Genomic DNA, 19,826 nt, shown 5'->3' with positions numbered 1-19,826 from the left:
TCGCTATACTTTGGGCGTGTTTGGACAAACCACCCATACCGACTTGCTCCGGCGCGTGAGTGCGGGTGACGATCCGGCGGCATGGCAGGAGTTCCATGACCGCTACGCCCAGCTCGTGACCGGATTTGTGCGACGCAAGGGGCTGCAACCCGCGGACTGTGATGACATCTTGCAGGAAGTGCTGATGTCGCTGACCCGGCGGCTGCCCGGCTTCCAGTACGATCCATCCAAGGGTAAGTTCCGTTCGTACCTGATGACGGTGACGGTCCGCGCGATTTGCAAGCGGCTGGCGCGCCAACGCGGCGAGGTCAATCTCGAGCACATTGAGGAGGCGTCGAAGGCCGCGTGCAGCGATCAGGCCACGGAGCAGGCCTGGGAAGTAGAGTGGCGCGATTACCACCTGCGCCAGGCCATGCGGACCATCGCGGTCGAGTTCAATACGCTCGACCGCCAAGCGTTTCAGCGCTATGCGATCGAAGGTGGCGATGCGCGGGAGACCGCGGAAGCGCTGCAGATCAGTGTGGATCAGGTTTACCGGGCCAAGTCCCGAATCCTCAAGCGACTATCCGAATTGATCGCGGACCAGGCCCGCGAAGAGGGCTGATCCCGGCCGTTAGCGGGACCCGCCCAGGCGCCCGGCGCGCAATACCATGCCCAAGGAAACAGTCTGGTACGAGGATCAGGAAGGATTGCTCGCGGCCCTGCGTGCGGGGAACCGAGAGCTGCCCTCCGTCCCGGTGATACCGGGCTACACGGAATTACGCGAGATCTCACGCGGTGGTCAGGGGGTGGTTTTCAACGCGATTCAGCAGTCCACCCGGCGCAACGTCGCGATCAAGATTCTGCAGCATGGGGCCTGGGCGGCACCCGTCCAACGGCGGCGGTTTGAGCGTGAAATCGAACTGATCGCCGCACTCGACCATCCCAATGTCGTACGGTTGTACGACAGCGGTGTGACACCGACCGGCCATCCATACTATGTGATGGAATTCGTCGACGGCATCGGGCTCGATAAGCTGGTCGGCAGCGGCGCGTGGGCAACCGATGGCCTCCTCGACCCCAACAGTGAAACGGCGGCCGTCCCCGCGCCGATTGACGAGCACTTCGCCCCCCTGCTGCCGCTGCCGGATGCGCTCGCACTCTTCGCAAAAGTGTGCGCGGCCGTGCACTATGCGCACCAGCGCGGCATCATCCACCGCGACCTGAAACCGAGCAATGTCCGGGTAGATGCGGACGGCGAGCCGCACGTACTGGATTTCGGCCTGGCCAAGGTGGCGGGCGAAGCACCGCCGGACGCCTCCGGCTTGCGTAGCCGCACCGGCGAGTTTATGGGGTCGTTGCCCTGGGCCAGCCCGGAAGCCATTGCCGGAGATCCACAACTGGCCGATGTACGGTCGGATGTGTATTCGCTCGGGGTGCTCCTCTTCCAGTTGCTCACCGGGAGGTTCCCCTACCCCATCATGGGCCCACTGCGCACCGTGTTGGATCATATCCAGCAGACGCCGCCGCACCGCCCAAGCACGTTCCGGCGGGACCTGAACGACGAACTCGACACGATCGTGTTGAAATGCCTGGCCAAGGAACCCGAACGGCGCTACCAGACGGCCGGAGAGTTGGGGCGCGATATTCGCCATTACCTCGCGGGCGAGCCCATCGACGCAAAGCGTGATAGTCTGCTTTACACGCTGCGCAAAAATCTGCGGCGCTATCGGGCAGCGGCCTGGGCGGCGGTGCTCGTGCTGATGCTTGCCACCACGACCATCGGCTTGATCTTCGCGTTGTGGCTGAGCGGCCGGCAGGCCCGGGCCCATGATGCGGAGCAGATCGCTGCGCTGCGGGCAGCTCTACAGGAGGCGGAGGGGCAACTCACCCGGCAGGCCCACTGGCTGGAAATCGTGAGGCAGACACTGCAAGGGGCGGCGGGAAGCGGGGGAATTTCATTCGAGGAAGCGCTGCGCGCCGAACTCGGGGCGGCGGGCTTCCTTGGGGTGGAGAGACAGAAACCGGAGACACACACGCCGGTCCAGACCCCGGGAAGCACGACCGCACCTTGAGGATGACCCTACTCGAAAGGCACTACTTCCAATGCCCCCGCTTCCGCGCCAAGTGCCGCCCGCGCCGCATCGATCCGCGACCCCTGACAGGTCAGCAGCAGTACTGTCGCTCTGCGTCGCGCTCGCTCCATGAGCAGGCGCAGACCCTCCACCAGGGCGACATCATCCCAATTCGCGAGCGTATCATCCAACCAGAGCGGCAGCATCGCACCGCGCGGCGACTCCAACACTTCGACGAGGGCCAGCCGCAGCGCGAGATACAGCCGGTCGAGTGCCCCGCGCGACAGGTGGCGCTGTTGCGTTCCCAGATCAAGTGTTGTGCCCGTCGGACGGTGTACGAGCAGCGGCTCCAGCCCGCGACCGATTTCAGCCAGATCATAATCGGGGAGCCAGCGTGCGAGCAGAGACGCGAGGGCCGTGTGCAACACCGGGGCCCACAGACCATAGCTGTCCGCCTGCACAGCGGTGAGTACGTCTACGGTGATGTCAATCGCCTGGGAGAACCTCTGCCCGCGCAGTAGTTCGGCCTGGAACGTTTCGAGCTCGGCGGTGAGTACAGGGATCCGGGCCGCGTAGCGCTGGCGGAACTCACGCGCGCTGCTGCGCCGTCGCGCGCGTTCCACGACCCGTTGCTCCAGTTGCTCGCGCAGCTCCCGAGTGACTGCCTCCCAACGATCGGACGGAATGGCGGCCAGTTGTGCCGCACTGTCCGTATGCCACGACTGGCTGCCCAAAAGCCGGTCGAGTGTCGCGCTCAACGCAGCGTGGTTGCGAGCCGCTTGTAGCGCAGCCCGCAGCGTGGGAGTGTCATCGGGGTCAGGACTTGCGGTGAATCTAACGGTTGCAGCGAGGCGCGCCCGCTGTGCTTCCAGGGTGTTCCGCGCCTCGTCAGACAGCAACCGGGCCGCGGCCACATCACACGCTGCGAGCACCTTCTGCCGCTCGGTCCAGCGCGCGTGCCGGGCAGCAAGCGCCTGCCGCGCAACCACAAATTCCTCCGGCGGAACCAAGGCGTCCGGACCCACGGGCGCAGCCACCGGGATGCCCACGGCGGCCAAACGTGCGATTACGGCCAACTGTACCGTGCGTACATCATCGCGGCGCTGCCTGCTGCGTGCCCGTTGGGCCGCCGTCGCGCGCGTGGCGCCGGCCAGAGACTCGTCAAGCAAGGCGGCCTGTTCGATGCGCGCCACCTCATGTCGCGCCATACGACCGCTCACTGTGCCTTCGGCCGGCGCGGCGCCGATCTGTTCCAGCCATGACTCCCACGGTCGTTGACGCTCCGCCAGCCGCCGGGCGGCCGCGTGCTCCGCGAGCGCGGCCGTGCGCCATGCGGCGAGGCGCCGCAGGGTCTCGACATCCTCTGTCCAGACCCCCTCGGACACCGCGTCGGAATCACCACAGGCCCGTAGCAACGGCAGCAATTCGCGTCGGATCTGGGCGCGTTCGGCCGCGTAAGTCTCGGCTTGCTGAGCCGCGCTGTTCCTCTCCCGTTGCAAGGTGGATAAGTTCCCCTTCGTACAACGCGCGGTTCGCCACCACAACGCTCCGGTGACGCACACGACCAGCAGCGCCACGAGCCCCCCCGCAGACAGCGCACCCGCAACGTTGCCATGCCACGCGAGTGCTGCCGCAAGCACGGCCGCGCCAAGTGTTCCGCTCACCGCGACGACCAGGGCACGACGTACACCGCGGATGTGCGCGCGCTGCACCCGTTGCAGGTCAGCGTCGAGACTCGCCATGCGCTGCGCCGCCCGTTCACCCGCGGTGCCGCGCAACCACACCTCCACGATCGACGCATCCTCGCCACCACCGGCGGGCAGCGTCTCGGCCTGCAGAACCGCGTGCAACGCCGCAAGGGTCGCCCGTGCCAGCCCGTTCCGTTCGAGGGCTGCCTCCGTGGCGGCCCGGCGATCCGCATTCTCGCGCCACGCCAGTTCATCTTCTTCCAAGAGCGTCAGTGCGCGGCGCAGGTCAGCCAGCAGCGGGACCAGTGGACGCACGGCCTGTACGGCGGCGCGTTGCGCTTCGCACTCCGCCAGGTGTCGTTCGGCGTCGCGCAACTCCTCCGCGGCCAGCGCCAGCTCGCGCCGCTGTTGCGCCTCCCGTTCGAACAGACGATGAATCTCCGTCACGGCGGCAGCGTCATAGTTCGCGACGTCCGCGTAGGTGGCGGCCTGGCTGCGCTGCTGGGCGAGCTCGGCCCGGCGCCGGTCATCTTCGGCGAGCTGGGCGGACACCGTGCGTTCGGCGGCCGCTTGCGCCAGGCGTTCCGCCGCCACCCGGACGGCGCGCCAGGCGTCGTCTTCCTCTTCCTGCGCACCAAGCTCGACCAGATCCGCCGCCAGGCGCACACGCTCGACCTCGAGGTCGTCCTGCTCCTGCCGCCGTACATCGGACGCCGCCTGCAAGCTCCGTTCCACGCGTGGCCACTGCTTCGCGTTGCGAAGCACGCCGTCAGACCAGTGCAGCAGGCCGGCCCGGTCTCGGTATTCCTCGATGGCTTGCCGTAGACGTTGTACCGCCCCGGCTGCCGATGCGCCAGCGACCGCCGACGTGGCGACGGCCTCAAGCTGCTGCACGAGCGTGGCGCGGTTCAAGGCCACGGCCGCGACATCCCCCTGCCGCACCAATGCGACCCGGGCGAAGTCGTCGCGCGAGAGGCCGAGTAGCCACTCGCCAGGCGAACCTGCACGGCTGCGCAGTTCATCCGTAACGTCTTGCCCGTCGCGGTAGACCGTGGTGCGTTCGATACGGGTACCGGCCGAGTCAAGATTATCGAAGACGATCCGCAGGCGTGCACTGCCGGTGTGTAGCGTAAGCGCCACCTGCGACGCGCCGCCACGCCAGGGTCGGAAACGCTGGCGAAGTTCACGCCCCTCTGCACGCTGGGCCTCCGGCCAGCCGTAAAGCGCCGCTTCGAGCGCCGCAAGCAGTGTCGATTTCCCTGTTTCGTTGCGCGCCACCAGCACTGCCAGCCGATCCGTCGGCAGCGCCATTTGCACCCGGTCGAGCGTGCCGAACCCACTGATCTCAAGAGACTCAATGCGCATCGTCAACGTACCCCCTGTGGTGCTCAGACTCCTCTGCGGAGCGCTGCGCCGCGAACGGACGCACATCGCGGCCGCGCAGTGCCAGTAGCCCGTAGTGTCGCGCCGCTCGCAGGAGCTCCTGCTCCGCGGCTTGGTCGGTCTGCTGCAGTCGAGCTTCAAGCTGTTCCAAGAAACGCCGTTCGATCGTGTCGCGCCCCCCCGGCCGGACCTGCAACGGCTCCGACTCGTCAATCATTTCAACGAAGCGAAAGTCAGCCGCAAGTGCGCTGGTGAGAGCTGTCGTGTCGAGCGGTATGGTGCTTGCTCCCCCCATTCGCACGAAAACGATGTCCTCCGGGCCGAGCGCGGCATGCGCGGCCGCCGTGCGCACCGCTGCCAGGGCCTGTTCCGGCGAGTCGATCGGTTCGTTCGGCACGACGTCAAGGCGTACGAAGCGCCCGGGATGGGGAAGATGCCAATGCAACGCGACACGGCCCTCCGCGACCTCCGCGACCAGCACTCCACCGTGGGGATCCTCACCCACGTCACCGGGAACGGGTGTGCCCGCATACGCGCCGAGTATTCGCCCAGGCACCTCGAGCGCGCGGCCCCGGTGGTAATGCCCGACGGCCGCATAATCGGCATCGAGATCCTTCAACTGCGGCAGCGTGAACGGCAGCGTGGAGCGCTGCTCCGCACGTGCCAGCAGCGCCCCATGGAACAACAGGATACGCAGCGGCGGCCGCGCTGGTAATTGCAGAGCGGCCAGCGGAGAGTCGGTCGCACTATCGTAGCCCGCCACGCAGTGGCCGAAGACCTGCGCCGCCCCGTCGGCAACGGACACGGGTGTGAATGCACGACTCGTGAAGATGTGCACGTTGGCCGGCCATGGTGGCAGATCGAGTTCACCCAGCAGTGCCGCGTTCCAGACGCTGGTTGGTCCGAGGGCGTCGTGGTTCCCCGGTACAACCAGCACCGGCCGGGCGACGTGCGCCAGCGCCTGCTGGACGGCAACAAGCAGCTCTTCCTCGACTTCCGGTCGATCGAAGAGGTCACCGGCGATCAGCAGCGCGGCCGCGTCGACTTCTGCCACCAGGTCACAGGCGTTGTGCAGGGCCCCCAGTGCCGCTGCCGCGAGCGCCGCTTGCAAGTCGGCTGGCAGGCGCCCGGCTCCCCAGTTGCGGCCAAGATGCAGATCCGAAATCTGGACGAATCGCACAGCCAAGGCACTCTCCTCATTTTCGGGTCTGTCATTCTAAACGCCGGTCCGGGAGCACCGCAGCGCAACCGGACGCGCCTGCTACATCGTGGCAACGCGCACCACGCGCGCCAGTTTATACTGGTGGGCACGGACCGCATGTTGAGCCGCGGCCCGGACATGGGAGAATGAACCGGCATGCGTATTGCAATCGACATCGATGGGACCATCACCCGTGCCCCTGAATTCTTCGGCTTCCTGGCGGCTGCGCTGCGCGCCGCGGGTCATCGTGTCTACATCATGTCATTTCGCACGGATGTGGACGAAACGCGCAGCGAACTGGCGGAATGGGGCATTCCGTATGACGAGCTGCACGTCGCCACAGCGCGGTTGATCCACGAGCACGGCTACTATCGGTGGAAAGGTGCGTTGTGCAAGCAGTTTGAGATCGATGTGCTTTTCGATGACATGCCCGAGGTGCTCCGGCACGTGGACAGCCGCACGATCGCAATGATGCCCGTGGATGGGTCGCTGGGCTGCGTCACGTATCAGGAGCCCGGGTTGCCGGCCTGAGAATCCGCGAGCCATTGCCGCAGGTGCTCAAACGGATCGCCCGCGGCCAGCGCGGCCGTACGATACACGTCCAGTGCGGCGGCCCAGTTTTGCCCGACAGCCGCATATACCTCGGCAAACACGGTCAGGTCATAGTTGTAGCGCTGGTTGCCCAGCAGCCAGGCGTTGTTGGCAGGTAATGCGGCATAAAAGGCAAACGAATCGGGAAAATGCAGGGCCGGTTGCACGTGCTGAATGAACTGCTCGCGTGCGGCAGCGTAGATTGCCTCGCGTCCTGCGATCTTCTCCGCGCGCGAAAGGGGTTGTGCATAATGCACGGCAAGGGCATTGTATAGATCGACGAGCAGGCCGTTGATGGCGTCGGAGTCGGCGTAGAACTGCCGCGCCACATCCGGCCAGCCGGACGCCTCGCCGAATTCGACCGCGAGAAACTCGATCGCACCCTGGCGTCCCACAAACGTGGCGAGCGACTCGTTAAAGGTGGTGTCGTTCGCGCGCCAGATGGTGTTGTGCAGCAATTCGTGGATGATCGTTTCCGTGAGCGAGAGCGTGCCACGGCGCAGCATCGGCGACCGTACCGGGTCATCGAACAGGCCGAGCGTGCTGTAAGCGTCCAGTTCGTAAGTGTACGTGTCATAGCCCTGCGCCTGCATCTGATGCTCGATGCGCCGCAGGTAGCCATCGTCGTAGAACGCGAGATAAGGAACCGTGCCGACGATGGGGAATGCCCATGTATACGGAACCAGGGCGTCCTGGCGCGCCGCAGACAGGTTCCATGCCAGGGGCGCACCGGAGGTATCAAAGAAGGTGGTGTACGACGCGCCGGCGCTCAGACCCATCTGCTCGACCGCGAACGTACGGGCACGCACGGCCAGGCGCAATTGCTCGGCATCCTTCTCTGACAACCGTCCCGCTGCGAGGACATCCACAATCGGTTCGGCTGCCCCCTGTGCCCCGAAGTGGCCGTCGGCCACATGCAGTACATACTCCACGCCATCACAACCCGCCAGGCAGCACCACATCACCCCGAAGGACAACGCACGGCTCCAGGCCGCCACCCGTATCCATTTTCTTGCCACCGTCTGCTCCTCGCGGGATGCCGCACGCGCATCGTGTACCATCGTAAGCACCCCCATCTGTCCCGTGGGCTATTCCGTGCTCTCGGTGCCTGTCGCCCGGTGCCCTGTTGGCCGTTCCGGGAGATCGGCCAGGCGCCGCACCAGCAGGGCAAGCACTCCCGCGGTGGGCACGGTGCGCTGTACATCCACTGTTTCGAAAGTATCGGCGGCTGTGTGGTAGTACATGGCGCCCGGCCCCTGGTCGCCGCCGAGTGACAAGGCGCACACTCCGCGCTCCACGAATGGGGCATGATCGCTCCAGGCCCCCGACCATGCCCGGATCTCGGGGCGAATTGCGAGGCCAGGCAGGTCGGCGATGAGGTCCGCAAGCACCGGCTCAATTTCCGGACAAGTGAACTGGCCGAAGTACTGCGGCGCACCCGGCATGTCGGTGTTGATCACCGCCACGATGCGCGGCAATTCCTCGGAATGCGCCGCCACGTAGGCCGTACTGCCGAGCAGCCCCAGTTCCTCGCCCATGAACCAGAGGAAGCGAACGGTGCGTTGCGGGCGCCAGTCGGCGGCGGCCAGCACGCGTGCTGCTTCGAGCACGACCGCTGAACCCGCACCGTTGTCGAGCGCGCCCTCGGCGAGATGCCAGCTATCAAGATGAGCGCAGAGGATGACGATCTCCTCCGCCTGTGGACCGTTCCCAGGAATCTCTGCGACCACGTTGCGCGCCGTGCCGCGCCAATTCTCGGCTGTCAGCTCGATCCGTATCCGCGGACGCTCGCCGGCCGCCAGTCGCGCCAGGAGGTCGGAATCGTGTGCGACATTCACGACGGGCTCCGGCCGCGCCATGTCATGGGCGTTGCCGATGATGGGCACACGGCCTTCCGGTCGCATGATCAGGAGCCCCGCCGCGCCGTACTGCAGAGCCAAGCGTGTCTTTGCGCTACGGGAGGGACCGCCGTCGCGAACGAGTACGAAACGCCCGGGCAGCGCCTCTGCAGCGGCCGCGAAATCCTCGGCCGTACCGCCGCCCGCCGCGACTACTTCCGCCTCGATGCCCCCCGGCGGCGTGGTGATGGTGCGTCCGAGGGCAAGAGCCCCCGGCAATACGCGCGGTTCCGCGTCGAGCAGCGTGACGGTGGTTGCGCCGGAAGTCCAGCAGTCCAGTTCGAAGGGCTCATACCAGACGCGCTCCAGACCATAGCCCCGCGCACGGGCGGCGACGTATTCCTCGCCCCGACGACCGTTGGGCGTACCACTCAGCCGGCCACCGGTCATCGCGAGGGCGCGCAAGTCGGTTGCAAAGGTTGATCCCAGCAGCGTCTCGCCCATGATCCAGCGCTCGAGCTGCGCTTCGCTAGTGGTGGGCAAGGTGGCGTGGCAACCGCCCAGCAGCACAGGAATACAGACAAGCAGTACGGACACGATCCGGTGTGAACCCGCTGGCTGTAGCACGTGCTTCTCCGAGAGCGCCTTCCGCGACCCGGGATGAGTTTAGGCGGCGACCCAGCTTCCCGCCGAAGGGGCGGGCGGGAGCACGGCCCCACGGACACGGCGCAGACGCGCGGCACGCGGCACGATGGCATATTCAGTCGAGACCGGTACGACAACCGCCGGTACATGTGCTGCGCCGTCGGCCGATGATGCCGAGTGCCGGTCCGCAAGGGGGACAGCACCGCTGGAGTCGAGCACCGCCGCAACGGCTTGCCGCACCTGCGGGATGCTCAGGTGACGTCCGGGACACGCGGTGCGACCCGTTACCTCACCGTGGCCATAAATGGCGGACGCCGGTACCGCACCCTCGCGGCACAGAGCCGCCAGCAGTTCGCGCAAAGTCTGCATCTGCCGGGCCGTGGGATGTGTCCGATCCAGGTTCCCGATCAGGCAAATCCCGATCCCATGTTCGTTGAAATAATTGTCCGGGCGCTGCACACCAAAATACCGGCCGGGCCCAACCTTGCAGTGCGCGCCGTGCTTCTGCCGGAGCCAGCGCCCGCCGATGTAGAGCCGGCCATCGGGATAGCCGATCCCGTTGCCGATAACGAAGTGGTAACCGAGTTCGTCCCAGCCGCGCTGGCGGTGCGCACTATCCATGCTCTGGGGCGAGACCTCCGCGACGGCGGAATGATGCACCACGATGGCCTGCCAACGACTGTGCTGGATACCACCGGGCACCGCCCGAATGGTCGTAGCAATCGTGCTGCCGGGAGGGTGCGCCTGTGGTGGCGGGGCCGAGGGTGGCACGAGCGGCGTTATGGTGGCCGGAGCGCGGGTCTCCCAGGTCGGCTGAGGCGGCGGACCGAGCGTATGTTGCGGGACGGGCGTGGCGCAGCCCAGCAGCAACAACGAGAACACCCCGGCGCAGACGGCCGCAATCCGTTGCATGGCGACTACCTCCCGGCACCTCCATGTGCCGCAGGGACGCACTATATCCGCAGGTGGCGCGCTGTAAAGTGCGCCCGATCGCCGAAACTACCGGGGGATGCTATACTTGCAGCCGGTGTGCCGACGCTGGAGGGTAGGCGCGGCGGCGTGCAGACAAGCTCATCATGGAACTGCACCGCATGAATGCCAACCGATTCGGACCGGATGACGACATGCAGCGGTGGACGCAGCGCGTCCGCAGCATCATGGACGAAATGCTCAACCGGAATTTCTGCTCCTACCGCCCTAGTGGCACATGGTCCCCCGCTATCAATGTGTATGAGTTGCCGACCGGCTACCTGATTTGCGTCGAGCTCGCGGGCTTGGATCATGAGTCCATCACCGTCGAGCAGACGGAGCCACACACACTCACACTGGCCGGTCAGCGCACCCGCCCCATCAACCGCGATTTACAGCAACCGCACAGCATCGAGATGATGGAGATCGACGAGGGCCCCTTTGTGCGAGAAGTCGAGTTCGCTCTGCCTGTCGATGCCCAGACCGTCGAAATGGCCTACGACCGCGGCTACCTGTGGATCACCCTGAAGAAAATCGCAACACCATGACGACCCCCGACCCGGATGCCTCCAAAGTCAATGCCACGCCCACCTCGAACAATGCCGCACCATCCGCGGGCCGTTCCCCCGGGGGTGATCCGCCACTGCCCGAACGCCTGCCCGTGCTGCCGGTCCGTGACATGGTCGTCTTTCCCGGTACGGTGGTTCCGCTGACCGTCGGACGTGAGAAGTCACGCCGCCTGATCGATGCTGTTCTGGCGGGGAACAAGCTGCTGGTGACGTGTACGCAGCGCCGCCCGGACATCGAGGATCCCAACCTCAACGACGTGTACCGCATCGGCACCGCGGCCACAGTCCTCAAGCTGCTGCGGATGCCGGACGGGACCAACAGTCTGCTCGTCCACGGCCTCGTGCGCGTCGGACTGGTCGAGTGGGTTTCCAGCGATCCGTATTGGCAGGCGGTGATCAATCCCCACGAGGACGACACCCCGGAAAAGTCGCTGGAGCTGGACGCGCTGGCTTTCACGGCGCGCCAGACGGCGCTACAGGTCATCGAGCTCAGCCCGAACGTCCCCGAAGAGGCCCGCGTGGTGCTCGACAACATCGAGAAGCCCGGCGCCCTTGCCGATTACCTGTCGGCCAATCTCTCGCTGGGCCTCGCGCAGAAGCAGGAGCTGCTCGAAACTTTCGACGTCGCCGACCGTCTGCGCAAGGTTACCGCGACGCTCAACAACCAGCTCGAAGTGCTGCAGCTTTCACGCAAGATCCAGTCGCAGGTCCGTGAACAGATGGACCAATCCCAGCGCGAGTACTACCTCCAGCAGCAGCTCAAGGCGATTCAGAAGGAGCTTGGTGAAGGGGACAGCCGCGCCTCCGAGCTGGAGGACCTGCGCCGCAAGGTCGATGAAGCGGGCATGCCGGAGCACGTGCGGCACGAAGCGGAGCGTGAACTCGGCCGCCTCCAGCGACTCAGTGCCAGTTCGCCAGAGACGGGTGTCATCCGCGACTATCTCGAGTGGCTCTGCCAGATGCCATGGGAGCGTGAAACCGCTGACAACCTCGACCTGAATCGTGCCTCGGAGGTCCTCGATACCGACCACTACGGACTGCAAAAGATCAAGCGGCGCATTCTAGAGTACCTCGCCGTCCGGAAGTTGAAACCCTCGGGCAAAGGCCCGATCCTCTGCTTCGTCGGCCCCCCGGGTGTCGGCAAGACCTCCCTCGGACAGAGCATCGCGCGCGCCCTGGGACGCGAATTCATCCGAATCTCGCTCGGCGGCGTGCGCGACGAAGCTGACATTCGCGGACACCGCCGCACCTACATCGGTTCCATTCCCGGCCGTATCGTGCAGGAAATCCGCAAAGCGGGCACCCGAAACCCGGTCTTCATGCTGGACGAACTCGACAAGCTCGGGTCCGACTTTCGCGGTGATCCCGCCGCCGCCCTGCTCGAAGTACTCGACCCGCAGCAGAATCACGCCTTCACCGACCATTATCTCGGCGTCCCTTTTGATCTTTCGAAGGTGCTCTTCATCGCGACGGCCAACCAGATGGAGCCGGTGCCTGCGCCACTACGCGACCGGATGGAAGTGATCGAACTCGGCGGCTACACGACTGCCGAGAAGCTTGAAATCGCACGGCGCTATCTTGTACCGCGGCAGCTTTCGGAGAACGGGCTGGCGTCGCGCCAGCTCACTTTGACTGACGATGCGCTCAAATTCATCATCGAATCACATACGCGCGAGTCCGGGGTGCGCAATCTCGAACGTACGATCGGCACCGTCTGCCGCGGAGTGGCTGCCAAGGTAGCCCGCGACGAGAAGGTACGCCGCACTGTGCGTGTTGCGGATCTGGAGGAGTACCTCGGCGTTGCCCGTTTCGATCCGGAAACCGAGCTCGCCGATGGCCTCGTTGGCATCGTCGCCGGCCTGGCGTATACCCCGGTCGGGGGACAGGTCATTTTTGTCGAGGCAGCGCGCATGCCCGGCAGCGGCAACTTCACGCTGACCGGCCAGATCGGCAGCGTGATGCGCGAATCCGCCCAGGCCGCCTTGTCGCTCGTACGCGCGCGCGCCTCCGATTGGGGACTTGAGTCCTTCAATCTGCGGGAGACGGACATTCACATTCACGTGCCCGCCGGTGGCATTCCCAAGGACGGCCCTTCGGCCGGCGTGGCGATGCTCGCGGCGTTGGTATCACTGCTCTCCGGGTACCCCGCTGATGCTCGTGTCGCCATGACCGGTGAAATCACGCTGCGCGGCCAGGTGCTCCCGATCGGAGGGGTAAAAGAAAAAGTCCTCGCGGCGCATCGGGCCGGTGCGCGGGCCGTGATCCTACCCCAGCGCAACGAGCCCGACCTCGTGGATGTCCCTACGGATGTCCGCAAAGAAATGCAGTTCATATTCGCGCGCCGTGTAGAGGATGTGCTTGCGGCCGCCATTCCGGATCTCAAGCAAAAGCGCCCGCCCCGCAAGCCCGTTTCCCCTCCGGGCGGAAAATCCCCCGCACGGACGGGCAAGAAACCGCGCCAATCCTTGGCACCGTCGAAACCGAAGAACGGGGGCGGTGGCCGGCGTGCCAATGGCGACCGGCGGTCCACAACACGTTCGGCCGCGGCTGCCCGGACGCGCTGAGCGCACCCGTTGTGCCCACCGGGGCGAACCCCGCATCCGGTGGGCGTCCCCCTGCCGGTGGGGAAAAGTCCCCGATTCGGAGATGCGGGCGCCGACTTAACCCGTTGTCCACAAAACAATTCCGCTTGAAGATGGGCGGGGCATGCCGTATCATGGCCGTCGGTCATGGGACTCTCGAAATACGCATCAATCGCGGCGTGAATCTCTACGCACTATCGAATGCAATGACTGGCCCGTCCCCCGATTGGACGGTGAGCTGGGGAAGGCGATGCAGACAACGATAACGAAGAAAGACCTGGTCGACCGAATTTCCGAGAAGACGGGCAACAAGCGTGTGCTTGTAAAGCGCGTCATTCAGCAGTTTCTCGATGAGATCGTCCGGGAACTCGGCGAAGGGAACCGCCTGGAATTTCGGGATTTCGGTGTGTTTGAGATCCGGCGGCGCGCCGCCCGAATTGCTCAGAACCCGAAGACAATGGAGAAAGTCCCTGTCCCCGAAAAGCGCACCGTGAAGTTCAAGGTCGGCCGGCTGATGAAGCAGCGGCTCTTCAGTCCGAAACATGCCCCAATGGCCGCTTCCGGCGTGACGGCGGGCCACGTGCACGCTCGTCACAGTGTCGCCGCCCATCCGGCGGTGGCCGCGCAGCCCGCGGCGGACTCGGTCTAGCGGGAGAGTCGCGAATCGGGGGGGCAGCAGCTCACATGTAAAGCGGCATGAGCACCACATACGCGATGAGCAGCATCGCGAACACCGCAACTGCAATGCCAGCAATCGTGCCCAGCAGCAATCCCGAAATTGCGCCGCCCCACGAGCCCTCGGCGGGGAAGCGCCCCGCGATCATGCGAAGGACCGCAGCCGCCCACCACACATAGCCCACAGCCAAGCACAGCCAGAAGCCCTGTGGCCGGAATCGGTCCACCCACGAAGTGTCAAACACGGGTACCCCGACCCCGATCAGGGTAGCCGCGGTGAGCGTCACCGCCTGGTGCCCGGCCCCCATCTTGAGCAACACCGGCCAAATGGCGGGCCGCCCCTTCGGCTCGTCGTGGCGCGGTGGCGGGGCAGAGGTGATGAGGGCGCTTGACCAGCTCCACTCGCAACACCGCGCACCGACCAGGGCCGCAATGCCGATGCAGAGCGGCCCCGCCGGCCGCGAACACTCCGCCATCCGAGGTAAAGCCCAAGAGTGTCGCTGGAATGGCAACCCACAGGGCGGACAGCCATACGAAGGTCCGCGCCCGGATGCGATCGGGCCGCAGGCCGCGTCCGAGCCGTGCGGGCTGAAAGTAGCTCATCCACAGCAAGTGGAATAAGCCGGCGGGGCGGCCGTCGGGCAGGAGGAACAGAGGAGTTTCGGGAAAATACGGCTTGTTTGGGTCGAAGCGGGTGCCGCACTCCGGGCAGCGCGGCTCGGACAGGCCGATGAGAGGGTAGTTACACGCGCGGCAACGCCGTGAATCGAGTTCTGATGGCACGCCGGATAGAGGCGCGTTGTCAGCGGCAGGCGCAGGCACGTGGGTCCCCTGTCGTTGAAACCAGCGCGCGAACGGCCGAGGGCGCGGGGACAGCGGCGGGCTGGGCCAGGCACGCCTTGGGACGTGCCAACCTAGAGGGCCACGCGAATCTTGCCCTTCCGCCACTCCTCAACCAGCGCGCGGAACTCGTCCAGCAGCATCGTCAGGCGCTCCGTCGTGATCAGCAGCGATTCGTAGAACTTGTCCTCCATGAGGAAACGCCCAACGCTGCCCTCGCCACGCGCTACAGTTGCGCTTATGCCATGCAGCGACGTCAACAACTGGTCGGCCTGGTCGAGCGTATTGACCAGGGCACGGCCCACCTCGGTCACACGCTGGTCAACGTTCTCGAGCGTGCCGTCGGCTTTCTGGGCAAACTCACGTGCATCGGCAATCAGCGCACGTGCCTCTTCGGCCGCCCCTTTGAGATCGCCAACCATGGCCTTGCCTTCGACGCTGATCTGGTGCGCGTTGTCCACGATTTCGCGCAGGCGACTCTTCACGTTCGGGTCCCCGAGCACCTCGTTGAAGTGCTTGACGGCCGCGTCGAGCCGTGCCACGGCACTCGAGATGTTGCCCTGTGGGCCACCTGGTGCATCCACCAGTTCCGGCGAAGTTTGCTTGAGCAGCAGCCGAAGTTCGTCCAGTACCGGGGTCAGTGCTTCGGCCGCATCCCCGATGTTCCGGGCCGTGGTCTCAAACGTGGTGACCATGGCCTCCGGAATCAGGGAATCGAGCGCCCCCTGCACGCGGCCACTGATCCGTGGAATCGGCACACCCGGTTCAAGAACTCCCGTACCCGGTGGTCCTGGCACTATCTCGATCGGCGGCCGCCCTTGTCCCAGCATGGGCGTCATCGTGCGGGCTGTACTGCCGACCGGCACGCGATACTTCTGGTCGATCGAAAGGCGCACCACCACGGCGGTACGCTCTCCCAGGACTTGTGCCGGGCCGGTGGACTTCTTCAATTTGCCTTCACTGTCCAGCTCGGGAACCGGAGCGCCGGGTTCGGCGAAACTCACCCCCTCAACTCGGCCGATCTCCAGGCCCTTGAAGATGACCTGGTTTCCGGCGCGGACGCCGGTCACACCGTCGAACTCAACCTCGAGCGCATACGTTCCGGTCTGAAAAAAGACCGGCATACGGCCAAAAAGGACAATCAGGGCACCCAGGGCCCCGATGCCAACGAGGACAAAAACGCCAACCAGCACATTACGGCGAGTTTCGTTCATACGCAGCGCTCCCGCTGGCGCTACCGGCGTGAACCGCGGCCCTTCGTGGTCGTTGTTGCCGGCAGGCGGCCGCATTGTCGGGCGACCCGTCGGATAGTACACTGCGGGACGCGCAAGGAGAATCCCATGGCAGACGAACTGGCCGGGAAAACGATCCTCGTGGTCGACGACGATCCCGATATTCTGACCGCCATTACGACGGGACTGGCCGACACCGGCGCCACGGTGCATACCGCCGCCGACGGCAACGCCGCCGTGCAAACAGCCGAGCAGCTCAAGCCGGACCTGGTGATCCTGGATATCATGCTTCCGAAGCAGAGCGGCTTTCTCGTGCTGGAGCGCCTGCGGAAGAAAACCCCGCGTAAAGAAGGCCCCAAGGTGGTCATGATCACCGGGAACCAGGGTCAGCGTCACAAGCAGTACGCGCAGTCGCTCGGCGTGGACGAGTACATCAACAAGCCATTCCGAATGGACCGGTTGCTGGAAGTTACCCACAAGCTGTTGCAGGACTGACGCCCCCTGCCCTGCTGGGTAGTCCCGTGCTCCAAGGGGAATACGCAGACTCATGGCGCCGATCGCCCCATCTGCCTGGCTCAACGCCTACCGCCGGGACCTGCGCAGTGCTCTCGCACAGGCGGCCGACGACGGTTTCCACGCGGTGGATGCGGCCGTAGCGCGCGAATTCCTCGATCCATCGGACTTCGGAGCCAGTGCGCAGCGACATCTACGCAAGACGTTGCGCGACCTGGGGCTGCAACTCGACGGACTCGCTTTGCTGACACCTGGCGCGGGCCTCGCCGACCCGCGCTACGCCACCGAGCGGATGGAACACCTGCGGGCGACGCTCACACTGGGGGTGGCGCTGGGGGTACCGCGCCTGACCGTTAACCTTTCCGGCTTCGACGATCCGCGGCACGACGGGCTCGCGGCCGAGTTGCTGGCCACGCTTGCGGAGTGGTCTGATCGGTTCGCGATGCCGGTGGCCGTGCATGATCCGGCGGCCAACCTCGACCAGACCGCCGGCCGCATCCGTGCGCTGCGTTGCCCGACGATGCTGCTGGCAGTCGATACGGCGCGCGATGTAACCCCCCCGGCCGAGGTGGCCACGCTGGGTCTGACCGGGGCGGTGCATCTGCGTGATGTGCGCCGGCACGGCGACGGGTTCGAAGAAACGGCTTTTGGCGAGGGAGATGTGGACTTCCGTACCTGGCTGGCCCAACTGGCGGGGGCGGAAGCTGCGCCAGGGTTGGTGATTCGCGCGGACAGCGCGCGCGCTGTTGACGCCCTGCGCCGTGGCCGAGAATATATCGCCGGTTTATGAGCGGGCGCTCCATCGCGCAGTTGAGAGAACTACGCACCGGACGACCCCTTGTTCGGCATCGTCATGTTCCACGCATGCAAGGAAGGCGGAAATGCTCTCCATCGTACTCCCAGTGCTGTTTCTGTTCGCACAGGAAATCCAGACCATCCCTGCGCAGCAGGGTGCACAACCGGCCGCCCCCGCCGTCGATTACACCCAGGGTGAGCTGCGGGCTGAAATCACAGCGATGCGGGAGATGCGCTTCAGCATTGATGATCCGGCCATGGCGGGACGCTTCCGCTCCGAACTGGCGCTCCAGGTCCGTGTGGCCGGCACCCCCCTTCCGCGCATCGTGCGGCACGGCAACCTGCTGCTGACCGAAGTCGTGGACGACACGGGCCACGCACTGGTGACGGACGAAACCTATTCCGAGGCCGATCGCACGACGACCCGTCCACAGGCGATTCCGCTGGCGCGGTTGCAGTCGGAGGGGCTGTTGCTGGCGACGCGCTGCGAAGTCAGTCAGCGCGGGGCGAAAGAACTGCGACGGCTACGCGGCGAGGTGCAGCTTTTCCTCGCAGACGAGGCGGAGACGGTGACGATCGTCAACCCGTTTCAATATGTCGGACGGATTGTGGAGCACCCGCGCCTGGCAGAGCTCGGAATCGAGATTGAAGTCGTCGCACCGGAGCGCCTCCAATCCACGCCACCAGCCAACCGGACAATTGTGCTTCAGTACAAATCCCGGCCGGAACAGGTGAAGAGCGCGCTGTTCTACGATGGCTGGATGCGGCAGCTTCCGGCGCGTGACACCGTTGTGCAAACGCGGGATGAGCAGAACGCGACGATGTTCTACTTTGACGTGGGCCAGATCAACAATGAGATCCAGCTCGTGTTCGAAGTGCATCCGAAGGTGGAAGAAATCCGCCTGCCGATCGACCTGACCAGCGTTGCGCTACCCTAGGGCAGCGCTGCTCCTGGCGGGGGGGGGGCCTCGGCGCGATGTCCCCTGCAACCGGGAGGTTACTCGTTTCCTAGGGTTCGCACCGCGTGGCAGTAGAACTCGTACGCAGCGTGTACCTCGCGCAGCGTGTCGCCCGCGAACTTCTCCAGCCACGCCCGCGCCAGTTCGAACGCCACCGCATTCTCGGCCACCACGCTGGCTGCGGGCACCGCACAGACGTCGCTGCGCTCGTAGTCGCTGCGCTCGGGTTGCAGTGTCTTGAGGTTGATGCTGTCCATGCCCTGGAGGAGGGTAGAAATCGGCTTCATCGCGCCGCGCACGATGAGTGGCTGTCCGTTCGTGATGCCGCCTTCGAGCCCGCCGGCGCGGTTGGTGTGTCGCACGAAGCCGAAGTTGTGTGCGGAACGCTGCGCTGGGTCGAAATAGATCGCATCATGCACCTGGCTGCCCGGCCGGCGTGCGGCCTCGAATCCAAGGCCGATTTCCGCGCCTTTGAACGCCTGGATGGAGCCCACCGCCTGCATGAGGCGGCCGTCCAGCCGCTCATGCCAACTGAAACAGGAGCCGATCCCCGGCGGGAGTCCGAACGCACGCACCTCGACGATGCCGCCGGCGGTGTCCTTCTCGACCTTGGCACGATGGATCACGCCGATCATCGCATCCACCACCGCGGCGTCCGGCGTGTACACCTCATTCGCATCGCGCGCTGCCAGCAGTTCCACCGGCGACAAGGTATCCGGCACAACCGCCCGCACCGGCCCGAGCTCGGCGACGAAACCAACGCACGCAATCCCGAATTCGCGTAACAGGCACTTCGCCAGGGCGCCGGCCGCGACGCGGCTCGCCGTTTCGCGGGCCGAGGCGCGCTCAAGCGTTTCCCGGCAATCGGGCGTGAGCCATTTCAAAGCACCCGCAAAATCCGCGTGCCCGGGCCGTGGGCGGTGAATCGCAGGCGCATCGTCAATGCGAAAATCGCGATTGGGGATCTGCATGACGAGCGGCGCACCGATGGTCCGGCCCTGGCGGACACCGCTCAGCACCGCCACCGCGTCCTTCTCAATTTTCATCCGTCCCCCACGGCCATATCCCCCCTGTCGGCGGCGCAGTTCCCCGTCGATCAGCGCGGTATCCACCGACAGACCAGCCGGCAGGCCCTCGACGAAGATCGTCAGCGCGCGCCCGTGAGACTCACCCGCCGTCCGGTAACTCAACGCTGCCATACGTGCTCCCAGCAACAGCCGTACGGCCAGCGGCCTCGGCTGCGCATCCTCATCGACCCAAACCCAGCGCTGCTTGCGGGTCCCGCCGGGGGC

Annotated in this window: 17 protein-coding genes; 9 read left to right on the top strand and 8 right to left on the bottom strand. The window is 65.5% G+C overall.

The window, feature by feature from the left end:
• Positions 1–16 precede the first annotated feature (16 nt).
• Both IPM18_11390 and IPM18_11385 read left to right on the top strand, forming a co-directional pair.
• The gene (locus IPM18_11390; GenBank protein MBK9120188.1) at positions 17–604 is read left to right on the top strand and encodes a sigma-70 family RNA polymerase sigma factor; all 588 of its coding nucleotides are present in this window, start codon (positions 17–19) and stop codon (positions 602–604) included.
• A 46-nt stretch (positions 605–650) separates the two neighbouring features.
• Complete coding sequence (locus IPM18_11385) at positions 651–2,054, top strand: protein kinase (GenBank protein MBK9120187.1); 1,404 nt, start codon at positions 651–653, stop codon at positions 2,052–2,054.
• Between the two features lie 8 nt (positions 2,055–2,062).
• On the opposite strand, the gene IPM18_11380 is transcribed toward IPM18_11385, so the two are convergent.
• A complete protein-coding gene (locus IPM18_11380) occupies positions 2,063–5,107 on the bottom strand; it encodes an AAA family ATPase (protein ID MBK9120186.1) in 3,045 nt (1,014 codons plus the stop codon).
• Positions 5,097–6,311 (bottom strand): metallophosphoesterase, encoded by a 1,215-nt coding sequence (locus tag IPM18_11375; GenBank protein MBK9120185.1) that lies wholly within the window; start codon positions 6,309–6,311, stop codon positions 5,097–5,099. Before IPM18_11375 ends, IPM18_11380 begins: the two co-directional genes overlap by 11 nt.
• A 171-nt stretch (positions 6,312–6,482) precedes the next feature.
• On the opposite strand from IPM18_11375, the gene IPM18_11370 reads away from it, so the two are divergent.
• The gene (locus IPM18_11370; GenBank protein MBK9120184.1) at positions 6,483–6,857 is read left to right on the top strand and encodes a hypothetical protein; all 375 of its coding nucleotides are present in this window, start codon (positions 6,483–6,485) and stop codon (positions 6,855–6,857) included.
• Here IPM18_11370 and IPM18_11365 read toward each other — a convergent pair.
• From IPM18_11365 to IPM18_11355, 3 genes are all read right to left on the bottom strand, one after another.
• Positions 6,833–7,936: an aminopeptidase gene (locus IPM18_11365; protein ID MBK9120183.1), complete on the bottom strand. Its 1,104-nt coding sequence runs from the start codon at positions 7,934–7,936 to the stop codon at positions 6,833–6,835. The genes IPM18_11370 and IPM18_11365 overlap by 25 nt on opposite strands.
• A 69-nt stretch (positions 7,937–8,005) precedes the next feature.
• On the bottom strand, positions 8,006–9,382 hold the full coding sequence (locus IPM18_11360) for a M28 family peptidase (GenBank protein MBK9120182.1): 1,377 nt from the start codon (positions 9,380–9,382) through the stop codon (positions 8,006–8,008).
• 39 nt (positions 9,383–9,421) lie between these two features.
• Positions 9,422–10,312, bottom strand: a complete 891-nt coding sequence (locus IPM18_11355; protein MBK9120181.1) for an N-acetylmuramoyl-L-alanine amidase — start codon at positions 10,310–10,312, stop codon at positions 9,422–9,424.
• Between the two features lie 179 nt (positions 10,313–10,491).
• Between IPM18_11355 and IPM18_11350 the strand changes: the two genes are divergently transcribed.
• The 3 genes from IPM18_11350 (at position 10,492) to IPM18_11340 (ending at position 14,169) form a co-directional block, all read left to right on the top strand.
• The gene (locus tag IPM18_11350) at positions 10,492–10,917 is read left to right on the top strand and encodes an Hsp20/alpha crystallin family protein (protein ID MBK9120180.1); all 426 of its coding nucleotides are present in this window, start codon (positions 10,492–10,494) and stop codon (positions 10,915–10,917) included.
• Entirely contained in the window at positions 10,914–13,502 is a 2,589-nt protein-coding gene (gene lon, locus IPM18_11345) for an endopeptidase La (GenBank protein MBK9120179.1), read from the top strand. The genes IPM18_11350 and lon overlap by 4 nt, the downstream gene beginning before the upstream one ends.
• 268 nt (positions 13,503–13,770) lie before the next feature.
• Positions 13,771–14,169: an integration host factor subunit beta gene (locus IPM18_11340; protein ID MBK9120178.1), complete on the top strand. Its 399-nt coding sequence runs from the start codon at positions 13,771–13,773 to the stop codon at positions 14,167–14,169.
• A 31-nt stretch (positions 14,170–14,200) separates the two neighbouring features.
• On the opposite strand, the gene IPM18_11335 is transcribed toward IPM18_11340, so the two are convergent.
• Together IPM18_11335 and IPM18_11330 are read right to left on the bottom strand one after the other, a co-directional pair.
• Entirely contained in the window at positions 14,201–14,671 is a 471-nt protein-coding gene (locus tag IPM18_11335) for a hypothetical protein (protein ID MBK9120177.1), read from the bottom strand.
• A gap of 438 nt (positions 14,672–15,109) precedes the next feature.
• The gene (locus IPM18_11330) at positions 15,110–16,249 is read right to left on the bottom strand and encodes an MCE family protein (GenBank protein MBK9120176.1); all 1,140 of its coding nucleotides are present in this window, start codon (positions 16,247–16,249) and stop codon (positions 15,110–15,112) included.
• Positions 16,250–16,375: 126 nt separating this feature from the next.
• On the opposite strand from IPM18_11330, the gene IPM18_11325 reads away from it, so the two are divergent.
• The 3 genes from IPM18_11325 (at position 16,376) to IPM18_11315 (ending at position 18,513) form a co-directional block, all read left to right on the top strand.
• Positions 16,376–16,762: a response regulator gene (locus IPM18_11325; protein ID MBK9120175.1), complete on the top strand. Its 387-nt coding sequence runs from the start codon at positions 16,376–16,378 to the stop codon at positions 16,760–16,762.
• A gap of 52 nt (positions 16,763–16,814) precedes the next feature.
• Positions 16,815–17,570, top strand: coding sequence for a hypothetical protein (locus IPM18_11320; GenBank protein ID MBK9120174.1), 756 nt, complete (start codon positions 16,815–16,817; stop codon positions 17,568–17,570).
• Positions 17,571–17,661: 91 nt separating this feature from the next.
• Positions 17,662–18,513 carry a hypothetical protein gene (locus IPM18_11315; protein MBK9120173.1) on the top strand — a complete coding sequence of 284 codons (852 nt, stop codon included), beginning with the start codon at positions 17,662–17,664 and terminating at the stop codon, positions 18,511–18,513.
• 59 nt (positions 18,514–18,572) lie between these two features.
• Here the strand turns inward: IPM18_11315 and aroC are convergent, their stop codons facing one another.
• Complete coding sequence (gene aroC, locus IPM18_11310) at positions 18,573–19,733, bottom strand: chorismate synthase (GenBank protein MBK9120172.1); 1,161 nt, start codon at positions 19,731–19,733, stop codon at positions 18,573–18,575.
• Positions 19,734–19,826: the final 93 nt, after the last annotated feature.

The sequence above is a fragment of the Phycisphaerales bacterium genome (assembly GCA_016716475.1).
Classification (GTDB): Bacteria; Planctomycetota; Phycisphaerae; order UBA1845; family Fen-1342; genus JADJWG01.
This window is presented reverse-complemented; position numbering and strand designations above follow the sequence as displayed.